Consider the following 19,500-nt stretch of genomic DNA (forward strand, 5'->3'; position numbering starts at 1 on the left):
CGGGTCTCGGGGGCGGGGGGTCAGGGGGTGCCGAAGGTCGCCCAGATGCACTTGCCGGACGGTTCGACGGGGCGCCAGCCCCAGCCCGCGGCGAGGGCGGCCACGATGATCAGGCCGCGTCCGCTGGTGCCGAGCGGGTCGGGGTCGGCGGTGCAGGGCGGGGCCGGGTCGTCGTCGGTGACCTCCAGGACGACGGTGTCCGGACGGCGCGTCACCGCGACCGTCGCCGTCCCCGCGTGCCGGAGGGCGTTGGTGACCAGTTCGCTCGCGACCAGCTCGGCGTCGTCGGCGAGGCCGTCCAGGCCCCAGGCCCGCAGCGCCGCCCCCACGGTCTCGCGGGCGACGCGGGCCCCCGGCGTCGCGGACGTGAAGGTGAGCGCGAACCCGTCCGGCGGCGCGGCCGGGCGCGGGACGACGCGGCCCGGCGGATCGGCGCGCCGCCGCTCGGCGGGGAACTCGGCGGGGAACGCGACGCCGCCGGGCCCCGGCCGCCCGAAGGCGCACTTCGGCTCGGCCACGGGCGGTCCCGCCGGTGGTGTCTCGATCATCGTTCCCCCGTCTCGGGCCGGCCGTCCCCCTCGACCGGCCGGCCCGCAATCCTCCGACGGCGTGCGCGCGTCCACGTTCCCCCCGATCTCCGGCCGTCCAGGCCGGAGGAACCTTGCGCAATCATGTGATCTCTCTCCGTGACCGTGCGAAGCTGAGCCAAGCGTGCCCCCACCGCGCCGAAAATGCAAGGTATGCAGAAACATTCATTGCAACTTCCCCCCGAAGGAGGGACGGCCATGTCCGCCCGCAAGCCCGCGCCGACCGTCCGGCTGCGGCGCCTGACCGCCGAGCTGCGCCGCCACCGCCAGGCCGCCGGCCTGACGCGCGAGGACGTCGTGGAGCGGACCGGGATCAACGCCGCGACCCTGTACCGGATCGAGTCGGCGCGCGTCCGCCCGCAGCCCCGCACGCTGGCCGCCCTCCTGGAGGCGTACGCGGTGGACGAGCCCGTCCGCGCCGAGCTGACGACACTGCTCAAGGCGGCCGGACAGCGGAGCTGGCTGCACACGCTGGCGTCCGAACTGCCCGAACGCTACGCCTCCTACATCGAGTTCGAGAGCGAGGCGCAGGAACTCCTCACCTATCAGAGCCTCCACATTCCGGGTCTGCTGCAGACAGCGGACTATGCCCGTGCGGTGACACGCGGATCCCTGCCGGACGCGGGCGCCGAGGACGTCGAGCGTCGCGTCGAGGCCCGGCTCAAGCGGCAGGCGGCGCTCACCGGAGCCAAGCCGCTCCGGCTGTGGGCGATCGTGGACGAGGCCGCACTGCGCCGCTCGGTGGGCGGATCCACGGTCATGGCGGCACAACTCGCCCACCTGCGCGAAACGGCCGAATCCCCATCCGTCACCCTTCAGGTGATTCCGTTCGACGCCGGTGCGCATCCGGGACTTGTCGGCTCATTCACGCTGATGCGCTTTCCCGAGGCGGTCGGCCCGGAGGTCGTCTACATCGAGAGCCAGGCGGGCGACCTGTTCCTCGAAGAGCCCGAGGACGTTGACAGGTATAGGGTTTCGTTCGAACATTTGCGGGCAGTGGCGCTGAGCCCGACGGCGAGCGCCGCGGCGACGTATCGGAATTGACCGGAAAGAGGAAGCACAATGGCCGAAGTGCCCAACCCCAGCCGCCGGTGGCGGAAGAGTTCCGTGAGCGGGGCGACGGAGTGCGTGGAGATCGCCCCGGACGCGGCGGGCGTCCTGATCCGTGACAGCAAGCGTCCCGAGGGCGGCCTGATCCCCGTGGCCACCGGCGCGTGGACGGCCCTGATCGGTGACATCAAGACCGGGCGGATCACCCCCGCCTGATCCCCCGTGGAGCGGTCCCCGTCCCGCTCCGGCTTCCCTCCCGATTCATTTTGCGGCGCGGTGGCATATTTTCAGGAGATCCCTTTGGCCACCGCTCACGGAATCGCCCTGACGTTCGGCGAATGAGAAACACCCCGCACTTTTGAAGAACTGGGAAGATTGTCCGGTTCACTGCACGTCTCAGTTGAACCGGAATCAACCTTCCGGTCGGCGCGGTCGTTCATTCCCCGCCGATCCGGAAAACGTCCGGCCGGGCCGGGCGCACGACGGAGAAGCCGCGGAACCCGCACCTCCTCACGGCACGGGTTCCGCGGCGGTCACCGCGCGGGGATGCGCTCCAGAACGCCCCCGGCGAACACGTCGTACAGGCCGAGCGGCTCCAGGTGGACGTAGCCGATGTGGCAGTCGCACACCGCCAGCGGGCACGGACGGGGCCGCAGCGCCGCGCGGAACGACCCGTCGTAGAGGTTGCCGAGCACGTCCGGCACGAAGTGGCAGCGCCGGACCGTCCCGTCGCCGTCCACCGAGACCACGCTGTCGCCCGTCCGGCAGGGCAGGCCGCGGCTCGGGTGCGCGCGGCGGCTGTGCCCGAACAGCGGGTCCAGGGCCGTCCAGTCGGCCGCCTCGGCGTCGGTGTAGGTACGCCCCTCGGCGGCGTTGACCCACAGGTAGACGCCCGACGGCAGGTCGGCGCGCAGGCGGCGCGCGGCGTCCAGGTGCTCGGGCTGCCCGACGATCCCGACGCTGAACCGCACCCCGCGCTCGTCCAGCTCGCGGCACCGCCCGAGGAAGCGCTCGTAGGGCACCTGGCCGGGATGGTAGGTGGCCCACAGCGCGAGCCGGGACCGATCGGCGTCGTCCGTCCAACCGACGCGGTGGCTGAGGTTGGTCTGGATCGCGACGCGCTCGACGTGCGGCAGCAGGCTCAGCTCCACCAGCGCCCGCCGGTACCAGGACCGGACGAGCCCCTCCCCCCACGGCGTGAACAGCACCGACACCGGATGCCCGCACCCGGCGACCCACGCGGTGAAGCGCTCCAGCGCGGCGCGGTCGGCGCGAAGCTGCTCGGGCGTGTCGCGGCGCTTGGCGAACGGGCAGTACGGGCAGTCGTAGTCGCAGCTCGCGAGCGGACCCCGGTACAGGATCGTGAGGTGGTCCATCAGCGGGCCTCGTAGGCGTCCATGAGCGCGCGGACGCGTGGGGAGAACAGCGCGGGCCCGATCGCGTCGGAGTGCGCGAGCCCTTCGGGCGTGAGCCGCAGGACGTCCGGGGTCTCGGTCAGCCAGCCCCGCTCGGCGAACGGCGCGAGGTCCAGGTGGTCGGCCGCGTCGCCGCCGAACCGGGCGCGGTAGGCGGCGCGGTCCAGGCCGGCGGCCTGCAGCAGGGACTGGACGGCGTGCCGGCGGCGCCGCTCGTCCTCGTCCAGCGCGAACCCGACGCGGGCGGTGGTGAAGTCGCGGGCGGCCACGTAGTCGTCGATGATCGCCCGGACGTGCCGCGCCTCGACCGCGTACTCGAACGAGTAGTGCAGCGCGGCCGTGTAGGAGCGCGCGCCGGCGCCGAGGCCGACCATCCCGTCGGTCTGGCAGCAGTACTCGGTGCCGCCGCCGGTGCCGGGACGGCGGAACATCCGCATCGACACCTGTTCGTATCCGGCGGCGAGCAGGTGGTCGCGGCCGAGCCGGTACAGCTCCAGGCGGTGGTCGTCCCAGTCGCGGGCGCAGCGGCCGAGCCCGGTCAGCGGCCGGACGTACAGCGGGTACAGGTACAGCTCCTCCGGCTCCCAGGCCAGCGCGGCGTCCAGCGACTGACGCCAGGTCGCCGGGGTCTGGCCGTCGATGCCGTAGATGAGGTCGATGTTGAGGACGTCGAACCCGGCCGCGCGGATCCGGCCGAGGGCGGCCTCCACCTCGGCGCGCTTCTGCGGACGGACGGCCGCGCGCGCCTCCTCGTCCAGGAAGCTCTGCACGCCGATGGAGATCCGGGTGGCGCCGTGCTCGGCGAGGACGGCGAGCCGGTCCGTGGTGGCCGTCGCCGGGGACGTCTCGACGCCGAGCGGCACGCCCGGGGCGAACCGTCCGGCGATCCGGCAGAGCCGGTCCAGCTCGGGCGCGGTGAGGTAGGTGGGGGTGCCGCCGCCGAACGCGGCCGTCGCGAACGTGGCCGGGCCGAGCGCGGCGGCGACCGCGTCGGCCTGCCGGTCGAGCGCGTCGAGGTAGGCGCGGGTCAGCTCGTCCGGCGCGCCCGTGCGGGTGAACAGGTTGCAGAAGCCGCAGCGCATCTCGCAGAACGGGACGTGCAGGTAGAGGAAGAGGGCGTCGCGGGCCTCGTCCGCCCAGACGTCGGCGAGCGACGGCGCGGGGTCGAGCGGCCGGTACGCCGTCTTGTGCGGGTAGGCGTAGACGTAGGAGCGGTAGACGTCGCTCGTCGTCCGGTCGATCAGTTCAGCGGTCATGTCAGGAGGAACTCCCCGTACGGAACGGTCCAGACGACCTCGTGGCCGATCCGGTGCCCGGTGTGGCCGTCCTCCCCGTAGGCGGTGCCGTGGTCGGAGCAGACGATCACCAGGCTGGGCCGCCGCAGCAGGCCGAACAGGCGGCCGAGGTCGGCGTCGGCGTGGCGGAGCGCGGCGGCGTGGCTGGCGCGGGTGTCGCCGTCCGCGCGGGTCGCGCCGGGCAGGTAGAACCAGTTGGGCTGGTGCAGCGCGGCGACGTTGAGCAGCAGGAACAGCCGCCGGGACGCGGGCAGCCCGGCGAGGACGGCCGCGATCCGGTCGACCTGGTGGCGCAGCGAATCGGGGTCGGTCACGCCGAACTCCGGCTCCCAGTGCGCCTCGGCGAACAGCGACGGCAGCGCCGAGCCGAGCGCGGTCCGGTTGTTGAAGAACCCGACGCCGCCGACGCAGACCGTGTGATACCCGGCGGCGGCCAGGCCCGTGGGCAGGTCGGCGGCGTCGAACGTCCAGGTGCCCGGCGCGGTGGTCTCGCTGCCGGGGAACGCGGCGGCGAACAGGCGCGGGTGCGGGCCGGGCGCGGCCGGGGTGGGCAGGAACCCGGCGAGCATCGCGGCGTGCGCGGCGTAGGTGAAGCTGCCGGGGGTGTGCCGCCTCTCCCAGCGTCCGCCGGGCAGGACGGCCGCCAGGTTCGGCGTCTCCCCCGCCGCGCACAGTTCCTCGGCGACGTCGTGGCGCAGCGTGTCCAGGGTGATCAGGACGATGTCGTGCGTCCCGACGATCCGGTTCATGTCGAGCACAGCGCCTCCCGCGCGGCGGCGATCTGCGCGGCGTAGGCGTCGCGGCCTTCGGCGGGGCCGCCGGGCAGGCCGGTGAGGTTCGGCAGCAGGTCGCCGAACGCGTTGACCTCGCCGACCGCGACGCGGCGTCCGCCGAGCCCGACCAGCAGGTCCACGCCGACCATGAGCGTGCCGGGGAAGCACGCCGCCGCCCGAACGCAGACGTCGAGGGCGGCGGCGAACCCGTCCGGGCCGAGCAGGGCGCGGACGGCGCCGAGGTCCCCGCGCGTCCCGCCGAGGTGCAGGTTGGTGAGCGGGCCGGTGCCGACGCGGGCGACGGCGTGGGTCGGGACGCCGCCGACGACGACCACGCGCAGGTCGAACGGACGGCCGTCCAGCGACGCCTTCGGCAGCCACCGCTCGACGTGCAGCCCGTCCGGGGCGAGCGCGCCGATCAGCGCCGCGACCTCGTCCTCGGTCTCGTAGGAGCGCAGCCGCAGCGAGTTGAGGAGCCCGCCGGGGCCGAACGCGGCGGGCGTCATGGCCTTGACGCGTCCCGGCGCGGTCTGCAGCGCGACCACGCCGGAGCCGGACGACCCGTGCGCGGGCTTGACGAACACGCGCGGCTCGCCCGCGTCCGCCATTGCCGCGCGCAGCTCCGCGTACCCGGTGACCTGCGGCAACGCGGGCGGCACCGGCACCCCGGCGGCGGCGAGCCGGGCGTGGCAGCGGCGCTTGTCGAACATGACCGCGATCTCGTCGGCGTCGCAGGTGCGGCGGAGCCCGGCCGCGTCCGCCGCCGCGACGACCCGGCGCAGCGCGGCGGTGAACGCCGCGTACCAGGCCGCGCCGCCGCCGACGCGCGCCGGGTCGCCGGGGCCGCGCAGCAGCGCGTCGGTCTCTGGGCTCTCGCCGGGCGAGTCGACCCGCAGCACGGTGCCCGGGTCGAGGACGAGCGGGGCGCCGCGCAGCACGTCCGGCCAGCCGACGACGTCCGGGTCGGGCAGCCCGGCCGCCCGGCAGGCCGCGCCGAACAGCGCGACCCGCCGGTCGCCGGGCGACCCGACGACGGTGTACCTCACTCGGCGACCGCCACGAAGCGCCAGTCCTCGTCCGGGTCCTCCTGCTCGGCGAGGTCGACGTCGACGCCGGGCAGCGCGGCGCGCACCCGCTCGATCATCGGGTCGGTGACGAAGTGGTGGTGCAGGTCGAGTTTCCGCAGGTGGGTGAGCGGCTGCCCGGCCAGCAAAGCTTCGGCGCCCTCGTCGCCGAGCGCGCCGAGCGCGAGGCTCAGCGACTCCAGCCGCGCCACGACCGGCGCGCCCGCGAGCGCCGCCGCGATCTCGTCGGCGATCTCGGCGTTCTCCAGCCCGAGGTGCCTCAGCGCGGGGAACCGCTCGCCGCCGAGGACGGGCGCGAGATCCGCGACGGTCGCGCTCCCGCCGTACTCGTCGGTGCCGAGCCACAGGTCCAGGTGCTCCAGCGCGGGCAGCTCGGACGCGCCGACCGCGCGCACGACGTCCGCGGGCAGCCCGCCGGTCTCGAACCGCAGCGTCTTCAGCGCGTCGCTCTTGAGCGGTTCGAGCCGCAGGCCCTCCGAGCCCCGGACGTCGAAGCGCTCCAGGTCGGGGAACGCGGCGAGGAGCGGGCCGATGTCGCCGTGCTCGATCCACGACACCTCCGACTCCTCCAGCACGATCTCGCCGAAGAACAGCGACCGCAGGTTCGGGAAGCGGTCGGCGGCGTCGGCCACCAGGGAGACGGGGTAGTTGGCGTTGCCGCGCTCGCTCGGCCCCCAGTACCCGACGACCAGCGCCGTGACCTCGGCGGTGTCGACCGTGTCGAGGAAGCGCGCCCACAGCTTCGCGAACGCGCCCTCCTTGTAGCCCTCGGCGCGCACCCGCCACGCGTGCCCGGCGGCCGGGACGTCCGGCGTGGAGCGGGACGTGAACTCGGCGATCGGCAGGCCCGCGTACTCGGTGATGTGCCGGCTGATGGTCATGGGTTCCCTTTACTCGGAGACGGTGATGAAACGGTTCTCGCGTCCGGCGGCGCCCTGGTCGCCCGCGTCGATCTCGACGCCGGGCAGCGCCGCGCGGAGCCGCTCGACCAGCGCGTCGCCGACGAAGTGGTGGTGCAGGTCGAGTTTCCGCAGGTGGGTGAGCGGCTGCCCGGCCAGCAGCGCTTCGGCGCCCTCGTCGCCGAGCGTGCCGTGGGCGAGGCTCAGCGACTCCAGCCGCGCCACGACCGGCGCGCCCGCCAGCGCGGACGCGAGCCAGTCGGCGATCTCGGAGTTCTCCAGCCCGAGGTGCTTGAGCGCCGGGAACCGCTCGCCGCCGAGGACGGGCGCCAGCTCGTCCGGCGTGACGTCCCCGCCGTACATGCGGGTGCCGAGCCACAGGTCCAGGTGCTCCAGCGCGGGCAGCTCGGACGCGGCGAGCGCGCGGACGACCGTCGCGGGCAGCCCGCCGGTCTCGAACCGCAGCGTCTTCAGCGCGTCGCTCTTGACCGGCTCGAACACCAGGCCCTCCGAGCCGCGCACGTCGAGCCGTTCCAGCCCGGGGAACGCGGCGAAGATCGGCCCGATGTCGGTGTGCTCGATCCAGGACACCTCCGACTCCTCCAGCACGATGTCGCCGAGGAACAGCGACCGCAGCTTCGGGAAGCGGGACGCCGCGCCGGTCAGCAGCGCCACGGGGTCGGCCGTGTGCTCGTCGTACTCCGCGCCCCAGTAGCCGATCACCAGCGCGCTGATCTGCGTGGTGTCGACGGTGTCGAGGAACAGGTTCCAGACCTCGTTGAACGGGGTCTCGTCGAACTCGGTGCGGACGCGCCAGGCGTGGTCGCCGGCCGGGGGCAGCGGCGGCGCGCCCTCGGCGTCGATCACGTACTCGTTGGTGAACTCCGCGACGAGCTGACCCGCGTAGGTGTCCAGGTGGTCGTTGATGGTCATCGGGGGGATGCGCCTTTCAGGGGGTTATTCGGCGACGGCGATGAAGCGGAACGCGCGGTCGCCGACGAGGGACGGGCTCCGGGGGCGGCTCAGGTCCACGTCGGTGCCGGGGAGCGCGGCGCGGAGCTTGGCAGTCAGCGGTTCGCCGATGTAGTGGTGGTGCAGGTTGAGTTTCCGCAGGTGGGTGAGGGGCTGGCCGGTCAGGAGGGCTTCGGCGCCGGGGTCGGACAGGGCGCCGAGGGCGAGGCTCAGCGACTCCAGGTGCGCGACGAGCGGGGCGCTCGCGAGGGCCGCCGCCAGGTCGTCGGCGATCTCGGCGTCCTCCAGGCCGAGGTGGCGCAGGGCGGGCAGGCGCGTGCCGTCCAGCAGGCCGGCGAGGTCGGCGGGCGTGGCGTCGCCGCTCTGGTTCGCGGTGCCGAGCCACAGGTCCAGGTGCTCCAGCGCGGGCAGGTCGGACGCGGCGACCGCCCGGACGACCCCGGCGGGCAGTCCGGCGCTCTCGAAGCGCAGCGTCCGGAGCGCGTCGTGCCGGACGGGGTCGAGACGCAGCCCGGCCCCGCCGCGCACCTCCAGGCGCTCCAGCGCGGGGAACACGGTCAGCAGCGGCGTGATGTCGTCGTGCTCGATCCACGACATCTCGCTCATCTCGGGCGGGATCTCGCCGAGGAACAGCGCGCGCAGCGCCGGGAAGCGGTCGGCGGCCTCGGCCAGCAGCGGGACGGGGTAGTCCTCCTCGCCGTCGCCGGGCAGCCCCCACGCGCCGAAGATCAGCGCCCGGACGCGGGAGGTGTCGACCTGGTCGAGGAAGGCTGTCCAGACGTCCCGGAAGCGTTCCTCGTCGGAGACCCGCCAGGCGAGGTCGGCGGCCTCCCGCGGCGGCACGGGCGCGGGGTCGCCGTGCTCGGGCAGCCGCCCGGCGTCGAAGTCGGCGACGATCTGTCCCGCGAACTCCGTGCGCATGTCGTAGTGGTTCATCGGCCCTTCCGGATCTTCGTCCGGACTGTCCTACCAGCCGCGAGCGACATTTCCGGCCAAGACCTAAAAACGGCCCCGTTCCCGGTGCGCGAACACCGGGAGCGGGGCCATCGGCCCGGACGGTCAGGACGGAAGCACCGAGCCCTGGTACTTGTCCTGGATGAACTTGCGGACCTCGGGGCCGGTCAGCAGCGCGACCAGCTTCTTGATCTTCGGGTCGTCCTTGTCCTCGGGACGGGTGACGATCCCGTTGACGTACGGGTTGCCCGCCGCCTTCTCGCTCACCAGCGCGTCCTTGGCCGGGTTCAGCCGGGCCTCCAGCGCGTAGTTGCCGTTGATGACGGACGCGTCGACGTCGCCGAGCTGGCGCGGCAGCGACGCGGCGTCGGTCGGCCGGAACCTGATCCCCTTGGGGTTGCCCGCGACGTCCTTCTCGGTCGCGGTCTGCCCCGCGCCCGGCTTCAGCGTGATCAGGCCGTTGTCGGCGAGCAGCTTCAGCGCGCGGCCCTCGTTGGTCGGGTCGCTCGGCAGCGAGACCGTCGCGCCCTGCCGCAGCTCCTGGAGGCTCTTGACCTTCTTGGAGTAGACGCCGAGCGGTTCCAGGTGGACGCCCGCGACGAACACCAGGTGCTCGCCGGTCTTCTGGTTCGACTCCTCCAGGTACGGCTTGTGCTGGAAGTAGTTGGCGTCGAGCTGCTTGGACGCGAGCGCGGGGTTGAGCTGCTCGTACTCGCTGAACTCCTTGACCTCGATCTTGAGGCCGGCCTTGGCGGCGAGGTTGTCCTTGACGTAGGTGAGGATCTCGGCGTGCGGGACGGACGTGGCGCCGATCGTGAGCGTGTCGTCGTCGTCCGCCGATCCGCCGCACGCGGCCAGGCCGAACAGGAGCCCGGCGGACGCGACGGCGGCGGTGAGCTTGCGGAGCACGGGTCGTGCCTTTCTCTTCGGGTGGGAAGCGGCTCAGCGGTGGCTGAGCCTGCGGGCGAGGTGGTCGCCGAGCATCTGGACGAGCGCCACCAGCACGACGAGCAGGACGACGATGACGAGCATCATCCCGGTCTCGAACCGCTGGTAGCCGTAGCGTTTGGCGAGGTCGCCGAGCCCGCCGCCGCCGATCGCGCCCGCCATGGCCGAGTAGCCGATGAGCGCGATGACCGTCACCGTCAGGCCCGCGACGATGCCGGGCCACGCCTCGCGCAGCAGCACCTTCACGACGATCTGGCGGCGCGACGCGCCGAGCGCGAGCGCCGCCGCGATCGTCCCGGGCTCCACCTCGCGCAGCGACGTTTCGACCAGCCGCGCGTAGAACGGGATCGCGGCGATGGTGAGCGGCGGGATCGCGGCGGTCGTGCCGATGGACGTGCCGACCATCGCCGTCGTGACGGGGATCAGCGCCATCAGCAGGATGATGAACGGCACCGCGCGGCCGACGTTGACTACGAGGCCGACGAGCTTGTTGACGGGCGCGAGCGGCAGCAGCCCGTCCCGGTCGGTGACGACGAGCACGACGCCGAGCAGGACGCCGCCGAGCGCGGTGAACAGCGTCGACCACAGCGTCATCTGCAGCGTCTCGATCGTGCCCTGCCGCAGCAGCGGGAACATTTCATCCCAGGTCATGACCGCACCTCCACCACCAGGCCGGACGAGCGCAGGAACTCCAGCGGCGCCGCGTTGGCGGACGGGTCGCCGGGCAACTCGATCCGGAGCCGTCCGATCCGGGTTCCGCCCGCCTCCTCGACGGACCCGCCGACGATGTTGACGTCGATGTCATGGGTGCGGGCGAGCGCGGACACGAACGGGCGGTCCGCGCCGTCGCCCTCGAACGTGACGTCCACGAGCGTCGTGCCGGGACGCGGGTCGGGCGGCGGCAGCGGGAACAGCCCGCGCGCCAGCTCCGACCCGGGCCGCAGCAGCAGGTCGCGGACGGGCCCGGACTCGGTGAACCGCCCGTCCCGCATCACCGACGCGGCGTCGCAGATGCGCCGGACGACGTCCATCTCGTGCGTGATCAGCAGGATCGTCAGGCCGAGCCGCCGGTTCAGGTCGCGCAGCAGCTCCAGGATCGACGCGGTGGTCTCGGGGTCGAGCGCGGACGTGGCCTCGTCCGACAGCAGGACGTTCGGGCGTCCGGCGAGCGCGCGGGCGATGCCGACGCGCTGCTTCTGCCCGCCGGAGATCCGCGCCGGGTGGGCGCGGGCGTGCTCGGTGAGGCCGACGAGGTCCAGCAGTTCGGCGACGCGGGCGGCGCGCTCGGCGCGCGGGACGCCCATGACCTCCAGCGGGAACGCGACGTTCCCTGCGACGGTCCGGCTGGACAGCAGCCCGAAGTGCTGGTGGATCATCCCGATCCGCTGCCGGGCGCGGCGCAGCTCGCCGCCGGGCAGGGCGAGCAGGTCCCGGCCGTCCACGACGACGCGGCCGGAGTCGGGGCGTTCCAGCAGGTTGACGCAGCGCAGGAGGGTGCTCTTTCCGGCGCCGCTGCGGCCGAGGACGCCGTGGACGGTCCCGGCGTCCACCGTGAGGTCGACGCCGTCGACGGCGGTCACCGTCCGGCCGCGGGCCTTGTAGGCCTTACGAAGTTTTTCGATCTGGATCACAGGAAATAGGTCCCGGGAGAGATGCGGGTTCAGGTCGATGGACGCGGACCGGCCCGGCGGATCAGGGGGAGGAGGTCGCCCTCAGGGGCGCGCGCACATGCCCGCGCGGCTCCCCGGGACCGGGGGACGGCACGGCGGACAGGGGCGGGCGACGGTCATGTCACGAGTTAACACGCTCGACACAAATGTCGTCAAACGCTCAAGCGTCCCGACCTGCGACTATGGCGCGATTCACAGCCGTCCGGACCCGTATCCGGCGGTCACCGAGCCCGAACCGGTCGTGAGGTCCAGCAGGCCCGCCGCCCGGTCGTCGGGCAGCGCCGGGTCGATCGCGCGGTCCCCGGACCCGGTGCCGCCCGCGACCCGGTAGTGCGTGCCGGGCGGGACGGTCACCGCCACCTCCCCCGACCCGGCCCGCGCCGACACCGAGCCGGGCGCGTCCGCGAACGCCAGCCGCACCGTCCCGGACCCGACGCGCGCGACGACCCGTCCGGCCAGCAGGCCCGTCGCGGCCAGTTCGCCGGAGTTCGCCTCGAAGTCCACCGGCCCGGACGTGCCCGCGAGGTCGAGCGTGCCGCTGTGCGTCCGCATCGTCACGGCCCCGGTCAGGCCGCGCACCGCGACCTCGCCCGACGACGAGGTGGACGTCACGGCGGTGCCGGGCGGGACGCGGAAGTCCAGGTCGGCGCCGCAGTCCAGCACCGGGACGATCTCCGTCCGCCGCCCGCAGTCGACCTTGACCCACAGGACGTCGCCCGACCAGGTCGTCCGCACGACCGGCCGGGCGAGCGTCCAGGACAGCCGCTCGCGGATCCCGACCCGCCCGGCCGGGCCCGCGCTGAACGCCGCCCGCGTGTCGCCCGCGTCGACCCGCACCTCCCGGACGGGACGGGTGAACGTCACCGGCACGTCCGCCGTCCGCCGCAGCGCACGGCTCGCGACCTCGCCGCCGACCGGCACGACCACCACGGCCGCCGTGAGCGCGGCGAGCGCGACCCAGCGGCCCCGGCGGCGCGGACGGCCGGTCACGCGTCGCCGTCCAGGAAGCGCAGCACGGCCAGCACGCGCCGGTGGTCGCCCTCGGCGTGCGGGAGGTCGAGCTTGGTGAAGATCCCGTTGATGTGCTTGGCGACCGCGCTCTCGCTGACCACCAGCGCCGCCGCGATCCCGGCGTTCGAGCGTCCCTCGGCCATCAGCTCCAGCACCTCGCGCTCGCGCGGCGTCAACCGGCCGAGCGGCCCGCCGCCCCGGCGCAGCAGGAGCTGCGCGACGACCTCGGGGTCCAGCGCGGTGCCCCCGGCGGCGACGCGGCGCAGCGCGTCCAGGAACGTCGAGACGTCGGCGACGCGGTCCTTCAGCAGATAGCCGATGCCGCTCGTGTGCTCGGCGAGCAGGTCGGCGGCGTAGCGCTCCTCGACGTACTGCGACAGCAGCAGCACGGCCACGTCCGGCGACTCGCGGCGGATCACCAGCGCGGCGCGGACGCCCTCGTCGGTGTGTCCCGGCGGCATCCGGACGTCCACGACCGCGAGGTCGGGCCGGTGCTCGGCGACGGCGGCCAGCAGCCCGGCCGCCTCCCCCACCGCCGCGACGACCTCGAACCCGGCCGTCTCCAGCAGCTTGATCAGCCCGGCCCGGAGCAGGACCGAGTCCTCGGCGATCACAACGCGCACGGCAGCTCCACGGTCAGGGCGGTCGGGCCGCCGGGGGGACTCACGACGCGGAACGTCCCGTCCACGGACCGGACGCGGCGGGCGAGACCGGCCAGGCCGGTGCCGCGCGCCGGGTCCGCGCCGCCCGCGCCGTCGTCGGCGACGCGGACGCGCAGCGTGGGGCCGTCGCGGACGACGTCCACCTCCACGCTCGCCGCGCCCGCGTGCTTCACGACGTTGGTCAGCGCCTCGGCGACGACGAAGTACGCGACGGCCTCGACGGTCGAGGCGACGCGTTCGGCGACGTCCACGCGCAGCGTGACGGGCAGCGGCACGCGGGCGGCGACGCCCGACAGCGCGGCGTCCAGGCCCCGGTCCGCGAGGACGGCCGGGTGCAGGCCCCGGATGAGGTCGCGCAGTTCGGCGAGCGCCGCCTTGGCCTCCTCGTGCGCCTCGACGATCACGCGCCGGGCGGGCTCGGGGACGTCCGTCAGCGTCTCGCGGGCCAGGCCGAGGTTCATCGCGAGCGCGACCAGGCGCTGCTGGGCGCCGTCGTGCAGGTCGCGCTCGATGCGGCGGCGCTCCAGGTCGGCGGCGTCCACGACGTCGGCGCGCTTGCCCGCCAGGTCCTCGACGCGGCGCTCCAGCTCGCGGGCGCGGTCGGGGCCGAGCAGCGCCGCCATCGCCCGGACGTCCAGCCGCCGCGTCCCGGCCGCCAGCCACGGCGCGGCGATCAGCAGGGCGAGCCCGGCCAAGGTGAGCCCGGCGAGCAGGACGGCCAGGCCCTTGGACGGCGGCAGCCAGAAGGCGAAGGCGGCGGAGCAGGCGAGCGCGGCCCCGCCCGCCCAGGCCAGCGCGACGGCCGCCGCCGCGCCGCCGAGCAGCGGCCCGACGACGAGGTGGTAGAGCAGTTCGCGGCCGAGGTCGCGGCGCGCGTCCTCCGAGCGCAGGGCGCGCAGGAGCTTGCGCCGGGGCGGCGGGGCGGGCAGGTCGGCGCCGAGCACCGCCCACGCCCGCTCCCGGTGCGCGCGGCCGAGCGGGCGGACGAGCGCGAGGACCGCCGCGCACGACAGCAGCAGCAACGACAGCACCGACCCGGTGCGGTAGGGCGCCCAGAACGCCCAGGGCAGCGCGACCAGCGTCCAGCAGACGGCCTGGAGCGGCGCGCCGGACAGGACGAAGAGCGTGTCGCGCCACGCCCCCCGCGACCACGGCAGGCGCTCCGCGGCGGGGAGGACCATGTCCGGAACCCTACGGTTCGCGGCGCGGCGGGCACCATGCGGCGTGCACCCGGTCCGGGGCTGTACCTGGTGCCACCCCCGGCCGGAACGCCGCGCTACCGACAGGCGCGCCGCGCCCCGCGAGGCTGGAGGGACCCACCCGAGGGGAGCTCCCGATGACCATGATCACCAGCCTGCCGCGCGTCCGGACCGCGCGCCGCACCGGCCATCTGCCCCGGCTGCTGCTGGCGGCGGGCGCGGCGCTCGTCCCGTGGGCGTGCGCCCTCGCGGCGCGGCTCCCGGCGACCGCCGAGGCGGCGCACTGGGCGACGGCCTGGACGGGCCTGGACCTCATGATCGCCGCCGGTTTCGTCGCCACCGGGACCCTGCTGCGACGGGGTGATCCGCGTCACGCGCTGACCGCCGCCGGGACCGCCGCGCTGCTCGCCGCGGACGCCTGGTTCGACGTCCTGACGGCCGCGCCCGGGGCGGACCGGACGGTCGCGATCACCCTCGCCGCCGTGGCCGAAATTCCCCTTGCGGCACTGTGCTGCGCATTGGCACTCCGGGCCTTCCCACCAGCGACTTCACCGAACCTTTCCGCACCGACAGGAGATTGATACCGGCTGAACGGGAAGAGAACGACCGTCTGCGCAAAACCTCACGAGCCGGACCTTTAGAGTATGTGCGGCGGCGGTTCCGCGCTCGCGGAGGCATTGGCCGGCCCAGCGAAGACAGAGGTCCGATCATGAACGATCACGAGGTGAACGAGGAGTGTCTGCGCCTCCTCCGTGACGGCCTGCCCGACATCCGCACGGAGGTACCCGACGTCGGCCTGACGTTCCTCCCGCTGTGCCTGGACGTGGACGGCGACGTGGCCGTCGTCACCGTCCTGACGTTCGACGAGACCGGGAACGTTCCCGGCGAGAGCTTCATCGACGGCTGGACCTTCCACCGCCGCAACGGCGAGTGGATGGCCCTCGGCGGCGGGGGCGGCGCCGCGCCCGCCGAGCCGCTGGCGCGTCGCTCGGCGGCCGAGCTGGGCCGCCATCTGCGCCGGTACGGCAGCGGCCGGACGGTCCGCAACGCCGACCGCCTCCTGCCCTGGGGCGCGAAATACGTCAACCAGGTGCGACTACGGGTGGCCGCCGAGGCGACCCAGATCCGCGTCGGGCGGCGGGTGATTCCCGTACCGCAGCACGGGCACGTCGCGGTCGTCTGGACGGCCCGCCGGGCGCCGCTCATCGAAGCGCTGGACCCTGCGGGACGGGTTCTTGACGCCCTGGAATTGGAGCGGTCCCAAACGCCGGAGCGCAACTCGGCCTGACCCCGTTTCCGCACGTCAGAGCCATCCGAGGTCGCGGGCGGCCCGCACCGCCGCATGCCGGTTGTCCACCCCCAGCTTGGTGACCGCCGACGACAGGTAGTTGCGGACCGTCCCCTCCGAGAGACCGAGCCCGCGCGCGATCCGCGCCACCGGCGCCCCGTCGGCGGCGGCGCGCAGCGCGTCCAGCTCGCGCGGGGTCAGCGGGCACTCCTCGGCGGCGAGCGCGTCGGCGGCGAGCTGCGGGTCGATGTACCGCGCGCCGGCCGCGACCTGCCGGACGACCTCGGCGAGCCGCGCGCCCGGCGCGTCCTTGCCGAGGAACCCGCGCACCCCGGCGGCCATCGCCCGGCGCAGGTTGCCCGGTCGGCCGTGCGCGGTGACGATCACCAGCCGGCACGCGGGCAGGTCCCGGGCCAGGCGCTCGGCGGCGGCGAGGCCGTCCAGGCCCGGCATGTCGATGTCGAGGACGGCGACGTCCGGTTTGAGGGCGAGCGCCCGGTCCACGGCCTCGTCGCCCCGGCCCGCCTCGGCGACGACCTCGATGCCGTCCTCGGTGCCGAGCAGCAGGACCAGCGCCTCCCGGATGAGCAGGTGGTCGTCGGCCAGCAGCACCCGGATCATGGCTCTCCCCTCGGGACGGCGGCGGCGACGCGGAACGTCCCGTCGCCCGCCGGACCGGCCAGGAACTCCCCGCGCGCCGCCGCGATCCGCTCGGCGAGCCCGGACAGGCCCGAGCCGGTACCGTGCCGGCGGCGGCCCGCGCCGTCGTTGACGATCTCCAGCCGGACGTGCGCGTCGTCCGTCCGGACCGTGATCTGGCACCACGTCGCGCTGGAGTGGCGCAGCACGTTCGTGGCGGCCTCGCGCGCGACCCAGCCGAGCGGTTCGTGGACGTGCGCGGGCAGCCCTTCGCCGACCTCCGGGCGCTCACAGCGGATCCCCGCCGCGCGCAGCACCGCCGACATGCCGTCCAGCTCGGTGCGCAGCGACGTCCTGCGGTGCCCCCGCACGACCTCCCGGACGTCGCGGACCGCGTCCCGCGCCATCGTCTGGATCTCCGCCAGCTCCTTGCGGACGCGCCCCGGATCGCGGTCCAGGAACCGTTCGGCGACCTCGGCGCGCAGCGCGACGGCCTGGAGGCTGTGCCCGAGGACGTCGTGCAGGTCGCGGGCGAACCGCAGCCGCTCCTCCCCGACCGCCGACCGCGCCATCTCGGCGCGCGCCTCGGCCAGTTCCTGCACGACGTGGAAGAACCAGACCGTCACGAAGCCGGAGAACGCGGTGAGAGGGATCGCGACCGCCGCGTACAGGACGGCCAGCGTCGGCTGCCCGAGCGCCAGCCCGTAGACGGGCGCCAGCAGCGTCGCGGCGGTCGTCACGGCGGTCGCCGGGCGCACCGGGAGGACGACCGCGAACAGCCCGGCGGGCGCGATCAGCGCGTTGCCCCAGCCGCCGTGGCCGCGCAGCAGCGCGGGCAGCAGCCAGCACCCGGCCGTGACGACCGCGAGCCCGGCCGCGTGCCACGGGCGGGACCGGCGCATGAGGCTCGCCCACAGCATCCGGCCGTACAGCACGAACACCGCGCCGACGAGCGCCGCGGCGAGCGCGAGGCGGGGCAGGTCGCCGCGGTCGAACATCTCCGACCAGAAGGCGGGCGCGAGCAGGCCGGCCATCGTCACCAGCGTCATCGTCACGGTGATCGCGGCGATGACGGTGGGGCGCGGAATCCTCGGCTGCACCCGGCTGCCCGCCTCTGCTCGCTCTGCCCGCCACCTGCGGGTTCCTCAGCGTATGTCAGATCTCGCGCCGGTCATGCCGCGCGCAGTTCCGCGCGCGCCGCCTCGGCCGGGGCGGTGACCAGGATCGTCACGCCGTGCGCGGCGGCGAACCGCAGCACCGACCAGACGCGGTCGGCGTCGCCGCGTGCGAGGCCGTGCGCGGGGTCCTCAAGGAACAGGACGTCCGAGCGGCCCACCAGCGCGAGCGCCAGGTCCAGCAGCCGCCGCTGGACGGCCGTCAGCCGCTCGAACGGCACGTCCGCGAGGCCGGTGAGCCCGGTGAGGCGCAGCGCCTCGGCGCGGCCGAGCGGGTCCAGCGTCCAGCGGCGCCAGGTGTCGACCACCTCGGCGACGGTCAGGCCGGGGAACAGCCCGCCCTCGCGCCACACCGCCCCCGACCGGACGGCGCCGGGCCGCTCGTAGGGGTCGGTTCCGGCGACGCGCACCGTCCCCGCCGCGGGCCGCCGGACGCCCGCCGCCGCCTCCAGCACCGCCGTCGCGCCCGTCCCGCGCAGCACGCCGATCTCCCCGGCCGCCAGCGCGAACGAGACGCCCCGGACATTCTCGTCCTCGCCCGCACGGACGTGCAGGTCGCGTACCTCGATCACATGTGCCGTCATGGGTTCGATCGTGCCCGTCGTGGGGCATTTCGGGCAGTCACGGCCGTCAGGAACCGGGCGTGAGGATCGCGGGGGCGACCCGTGACGAATGTCAGGCCCGGACGAGCGTGTCCGGCCCGAGGTCGGCGGGGCCGGTGAGCCCGGCGAGCGCCAGCGTGAGGTCCAGGTCGGCCAGCAGCGACCGCAGCACGTGCCGGACGCCCGTCTCCCCGCCGAGCGCGAGCCCGTAGGCGAACGGGCGGCCCACCAGCACGGCGCGCGCGCCGAGCGCCAGCGCCTTGATCACGTCCGAGCCGGTGCGGATCCCGCTGTCGAACAGGACGGTCAGGCCGTCCGCCGCCGAGACGACGGCGGGCAGCGCGTCCAGCGACGCGACCGCGCCGTCCACCTGCCGTCCGCCGTGGTTGGAGACGACGACGCCGTCCATGCCCGCGTCGGCCGCGCGCCGGGCGTCGTCGGCGTGCTGGACGCCCTTGAGCAGGATCGGGCCGTTCCAGCGCTCGCGCAGCCACGCCAGGTCGTCCCAGGTCAGCGCGGGGTTCCCGAACTGCGCGACCCAGGTGAGCAGGGCCGCGTCGCGGTTGGCGTCGGTGACGGGCCCGCCGACCATCTCCTGGAAGACGGGGTCGCTGAAGTAGTTCTGCACGCCGACGGCCCGCAGGAACGGCAGGTACGCGCCGTCCAGGTCGCGGGGACGCCAGGCCAGCGTGAACGTGTCCAGCGTGACGACCAGCGCCTCGTACCCGGCGGCCTCGGCGCGGGCGAGGAAGCTCGCGGCCAGCTCGCGGCTCTTGGGCCAGTACAGCTGGTACCAGCGCGGACCCGTCCCGGCGGCCTCGGCGACGTCCTCCAGCGCGGTCGACGACGCGGTGCTCAGCACGCTCGTCAGGCCGAGCTCTGCGGCGGCGCGGGCGGTCGCGCGCTCGCCGTCGGCGTGCAGGATGCCCTGGACGCCGAGCGGGGCCAGCAACACCGGCGCGGGCATCCGCCGCCCGAACACCTCGACCGAGAGGTCGCGGACGGAGACGTCGCGCAGCAGGCGCGGAACGATCCGCCACCGGTCGAACGCCTCGCGGTTGAACCGGGCCGTCCGCTCGCTGCCCGCCGACCCCGCCACGTACCCGAACGCCCGCGCGCTCAGGACGTCCCGCGCCGCGTCCTCCAGCTTCGTGAGATCCGTCGGGAACCCGGGCAGCACGTCCCCGAGCCCCGCCAGGTAGATCTCGTTCTGGAAGTCGGCCGGAGTACTCACTGTGTTTCCCGCTCGCCTACGGCGCGCTTTGAGCCGCGCGCT

General features: G+C 74.4%; 22 protein-coding genes. 4 read left to right on the forward strand and 18 right to left on the reverse strand.

From position 1 onward, the window contains the following. Positions 1-20 precede the first annotated feature (20 nt). Complete coding sequence (locus tag GQ466_RS21150) at positions 21-548, reverse strand: ATP-binding protein (RefSeq protein WP_161104723.1); 528 nt, start codon at positions 546-548, stop codon at positions 21-23. Between the two features lie 237 nt (positions 549-785). On the opposite strand from GQ466_RS21150, the gene GQ466_RS21155 reads away from it, so the two are divergent. Beyond that, complete coding sequence (locus tag GQ466_RS21155; protein ID WP_161104724.1) at positions 786-1,631, forward strand: helix-turn-helix domain-containing protein; 846 nt, start codon at positions 786-788, stop codon at positions 1,629-1,631. A gap of 18 nt (positions 1,632-1,649) precedes the next feature. Then, a complete protein-coding gene (locus GQ466_RS21160; protein ID WP_161104725.1) occupies positions 1,650-1,853 on the forward strand; it encodes a DUF397 domain-containing protein in 204 nt (67 codons plus the stop codon). A gap of 317 nt (positions 1,854-2,170) precedes the next feature. Here the strand turns inward: GQ466_RS21160 and GQ466_RS21165 are convergent, their stop codons facing one another. The 13 genes from GQ466_RS21165 to GQ466_RS21225 all read right to left on the reverse strand — a co-directional run bounded on the left by GQ466_RS21165 (position 2,171) and on the right by GQ466_RS21225 (position 14,502). Beyond that, on the reverse strand, positions 2,171-3,013 hold the full coding sequence (locus tag GQ466_RS21165) for an STM4011 family radical SAM protein (RefSeq protein WP_161104726.1): 843 nt from the start codon (positions 3,011-3,013) through the stop codon (positions 2,171-2,173). Continuing rightward, the gene (locus GQ466_RS21170; protein ID WP_161104727.1) at positions 3,013-4,308 is read right to left on the reverse strand and encodes an STM4012 family radical SAM protein; all 1,296 of its coding nucleotides are present in this window, start codon (positions 4,306-4,308) and stop codon (positions 3,013-3,015) included. The genes GQ466_RS21165 and GQ466_RS21170 overlap by 1 nt, the downstream gene beginning before the upstream one ends. Then, complete coding sequence (locus GQ466_RS21175; protein WP_202420909.1) at positions 4,305-5,096, reverse strand: STM4013/SEN3800 family hydrolase; 792 nt, start codon at positions 5,094-5,096, stop codon at positions 4,305-4,307. Before GQ466_RS21175 ends, GQ466_RS21170 begins: the two co-directional genes overlap by 4 nt. Then, positions 5,093-6,166 carry an STM4014 family protein gene (locus GQ466_RS21180; RefSeq protein ID WP_161104729.1) on the reverse strand — a complete coding sequence of 358 codons (1,074 nt, stop codon included), beginning with the start codon at positions 6,164-6,166 and terminating at the stop codon, positions 5,093-5,095. Before GQ466_RS21180 ends, GQ466_RS21175 begins: the two co-directional genes overlap by 4 nt. Further along, a complete protein-coding gene (locus GQ466_RS21185) occupies positions 6,163-7,086 on the reverse strand; it encodes an STM4015 family protein (RefSeq protein WP_161104730.1) in 924 nt (307 codons plus the stop codon). Before GQ466_RS21185 ends, GQ466_RS21180 begins: the two co-directional genes overlap by 4 nt. Positions 7,087-7,095: 9 nt before the next feature. Further along, positions 7,096-8,037: an STM4015 family protein gene (locus GQ466_RS21190; protein WP_161104731.1), complete on the reverse strand. Its 942-nt coding sequence runs from the start codon at positions 8,035-8,037 to the stop codon at positions 7,096-7,098. Between the two features lie 24 nt (positions 8,038-8,061). Continuing rightward, positions 8,062-9,012, reverse strand: coding sequence for an STM4015 family protein (locus GQ466_RS21195; protein ID WP_161104732.1), 951 nt, complete (start codon positions 9,010-9,012; stop codon positions 8,062-8,064). Positions 9,013-9,135: 123 nt separating this feature from the next. Next, a complete protein-coding gene (locus tag GQ466_RS21200) occupies positions 9,136-9,939 on the reverse strand; it encodes a MetQ/NlpA family ABC transporter substrate-binding protein (protein WP_161104733.1) in 804 nt (267 codons plus the stop codon). 33 nt (positions 9,940-9,972) lie between these two features. Further along, positions 9,973-10,629: a methionine ABC transporter permease gene (locus tag GQ466_RS21205; RefSeq protein WP_161104734.1), complete on the reverse strand. Its 657-nt coding sequence runs from the start codon at positions 10,627-10,629 to the stop codon at positions 9,973-9,975. After that, positions 10,626-11,609, reverse strand: coding sequence for an ATP-binding cassette domain-containing protein (locus tag GQ466_RS21210; protein ID WP_161104735.1), 984 nt, complete (start codon positions 11,607-11,609; stop codon positions 10,626-10,628). Before GQ466_RS21210 ends, GQ466_RS21205 begins: the two co-directional genes overlap by 4 nt. A 231-nt stretch (positions 11,610-11,840) precedes the next feature. Further along, positions 11,841-12,638 (reverse strand): DUF4097 family beta strand repeat-containing protein, encoded by a 798-nt coding sequence (locus GQ466_RS21215; protein WP_161104736.1) that lies wholly within the window; start codon positions 12,636-12,638, stop codon positions 11,841-11,843. After that, a complete protein-coding gene (locus tag GQ466_RS21220) occupies positions 12,635-13,282 on the reverse strand; it encodes a response regulator (protein ID WP_103565405.1) in 648 nt (215 codons plus the stop codon). The genes GQ466_RS21215 and GQ466_RS21220 overlap by 4 nt, the downstream gene beginning before the upstream one ends. Continuing rightward, positions 13,270-14,502: a sensor histidine kinase gene (locus GQ466_RS21225; protein ID WP_161104737.1), complete on the reverse strand. Its 1,233-nt coding sequence runs from the start codon at positions 14,500-14,502 to the stop codon at positions 13,270-13,272. Before GQ466_RS21225 ends, GQ466_RS21220 begins: the two co-directional genes overlap by 13 nt. Before the next feature lie 155 nt (positions 14,503-14,657). On the opposite strand from GQ466_RS21225, the gene GQ466_RS21230 reads away from it, so the two are divergent. Together GQ466_RS21230 and GQ466_RS21235 are read left to right on the forward strand one after the other, a co-directional pair. Continuing rightward, the gene (locus tag GQ466_RS21230; RefSeq protein WP_161104738.1) at positions 14,658-15,101 is read left to right on the forward strand and encodes a hypothetical protein; all 444 of its coding nucleotides are present in this window, start codon (positions 14,658-14,660) and stop codon (positions 15,099-15,101) included. Between the two features lie 128 nt (positions 15,102-15,229). Next, complete coding sequence (locus GQ466_RS21235) at positions 15,230-15,808, forward strand: hypothetical protein (protein ID WP_202420823.1); 579 nt, start codon at positions 15,230-15,232, stop codon at positions 15,806-15,808. Between the two features lie 15 nt (positions 15,809-15,823). Here GQ466_RS21235 and GQ466_RS21240 read toward each other — a convergent pair whose 3' ends face one another. From GQ466_RS21240 to GQ466_RS21255, 4 genes are all read right to left on the reverse strand, one after another. Beyond that, complete coding sequence (locus GQ466_RS21240; protein WP_161104739.1) at positions 15,824-16,429, reverse strand: response regulator transcription factor; 606 nt, start codon at positions 16,427-16,429, stop codon at positions 15,824-15,826. Continuing rightward, positions 16,426-17,547 (reverse strand): histidine kinase, encoded by a 1,122-nt coding sequence (locus GQ466_RS21245; RefSeq protein ID WP_161104740.1) that lies wholly within the window; start codon positions 17,545-17,547, stop codon positions 16,426-16,428. The genes GQ466_RS21240 and GQ466_RS21245 overlap by 4 nt, the downstream gene beginning before the upstream one ends. Positions 17,548-17,618: 71 nt before the next feature. After that, complete coding sequence (locus tag GQ466_RS21250) at positions 17,619-18,206, reverse strand: ATP-binding cassette domain-containing protein (protein ID WP_202420824.1); 588 nt, start codon at positions 18,204-18,206, stop codon at positions 17,619-17,621. 91 nt (positions 18,207-18,297) lie between these two features. Next, the gene (locus GQ466_RS21255; protein WP_161104741.1) at positions 18,298-19,458 is read right to left on the reverse strand and encodes an alpha-hydroxy-acid oxidizing protein; all 1,161 of its coding nucleotides are present in this window, start codon (positions 19,456-19,458) and stop codon (positions 18,298-18,300) included. Between the last annotated feature and the right edge of the window lie 42 nt (positions 19,459-19,500).

It is taken from the genome of Actinomadura rayongensis (assembly GCF_009831215.1).
Classification (GTDB): domain Bacteria; phylum Actinomycetota; class Actinomycetes; order Streptosporangiales; family Streptosporangiaceae; genus Spirillospora; species Spirillospora rayongensis.

Excerpts from the sequence above, each read along its gene's own strand:
- GQ466_RS21150 (WP_161104723.1), bottom strand. The coding sequence starts at position 548 with ATGATCGAGACACCACCGGCGGGACCGCCCGTGGCCGAGCCGAAGTGC.
- GQ466_RS21155 (WP_161104724.1), top strand. The coding sequence starts at position 786 with ATGTCCGCCCGCAAGCCCGCGCCGACCGTCCGGCTGCGGCGCCTGACC.
- GQ466_RS21160 (WP_161104725.1), top strand. The coding sequence starts at position 1,650 with ATGGCCGAAGTGCCCAACCCCAGCCGCCGGTGGCGGAAGAGTTCCGTG.
- GQ466_RS21165 (WP_161104726.1), bottom strand. The coding sequence starts at position 3,013 with ATGGACCACCTCACGATCCTGTACCGGGGTCCGCTCGCGAGCTGCGAC.
- GQ466_RS21170 (WP_161104727.1), bottom strand. The coding sequence starts at position 4,308 with ATGACCGCTGAACTGATCGACCGGACGACGAGCGACGTCTACCGCTCC.
- GQ466_RS21175 (WP_202420909.1), bottom strand. The coding sequence starts at position 5,096 with ATGAACCGGATCGTCGGGACGCACGACATCGTCCTGATCACCCTGGAC.
- GQ466_RS21185 (WP_161104730.1), bottom strand. The coding sequence starts at position 7,086 with ATGACCATCAGCCGGCACATCACCGAGTACGCGGGCCTGCCGATCGCC.
- GQ466_RS21190 (WP_161104731.1), bottom strand. The coding sequence starts at position 8,037 with ATGACCATCAACGACCACCTGGACACCTACGCGGGTCAGCTCGTCGCG.
- GQ466_RS21195 (WP_161104732.1), bottom strand. The coding sequence starts at position 9,012 with ATGAACCACTACGACATGCGCACGGAGTTCGCGGGACAGATCGTCGCC.
- GQ466_RS21205 (WP_161104734.1), bottom strand. The coding sequence starts at position 10,629 with ATGACCTGGGATGAAATGTTCCCGCTGCTGCGGCAGGGCACGATCGAG.
- GQ466_RS21225 (WP_161104737.1), bottom strand. The coding sequence starts at position 14,502 with ATGGTCCTCCCCGCCGCGGAGCGCCTGCCGTGGTCGCGGGGGGCGTGG.
- GQ466_RS21230 (WP_161104738.1), top strand. The coding sequence starts at position 14,658 with ATGACCATGATCACCAGCCTGCCGCGCGTCCGGACCGCGCGCCGCACC.
- GQ466_RS21235 (WP_202420823.1), top strand. The coding sequence starts at position 15,230 with ATGAACGATCACGAGGTGAACGAGGAGTGTCTGCGCCTCCTCCGTGAC.
- GQ466_RS21240 (WP_161104739.1), bottom strand. The coding sequence starts at position 16,429 with ATGATCCGGGTGCTGCTGGCCGACGACCACCTGCTCATCCGGGAGGCG.
- GQ466_RS21250 (WP_202420824.1), bottom strand. The coding sequence starts at position 18,206 with ATGACGGCACATGTGATCGAGGTACGCGACCTGCACGTCCGTGCGGGC.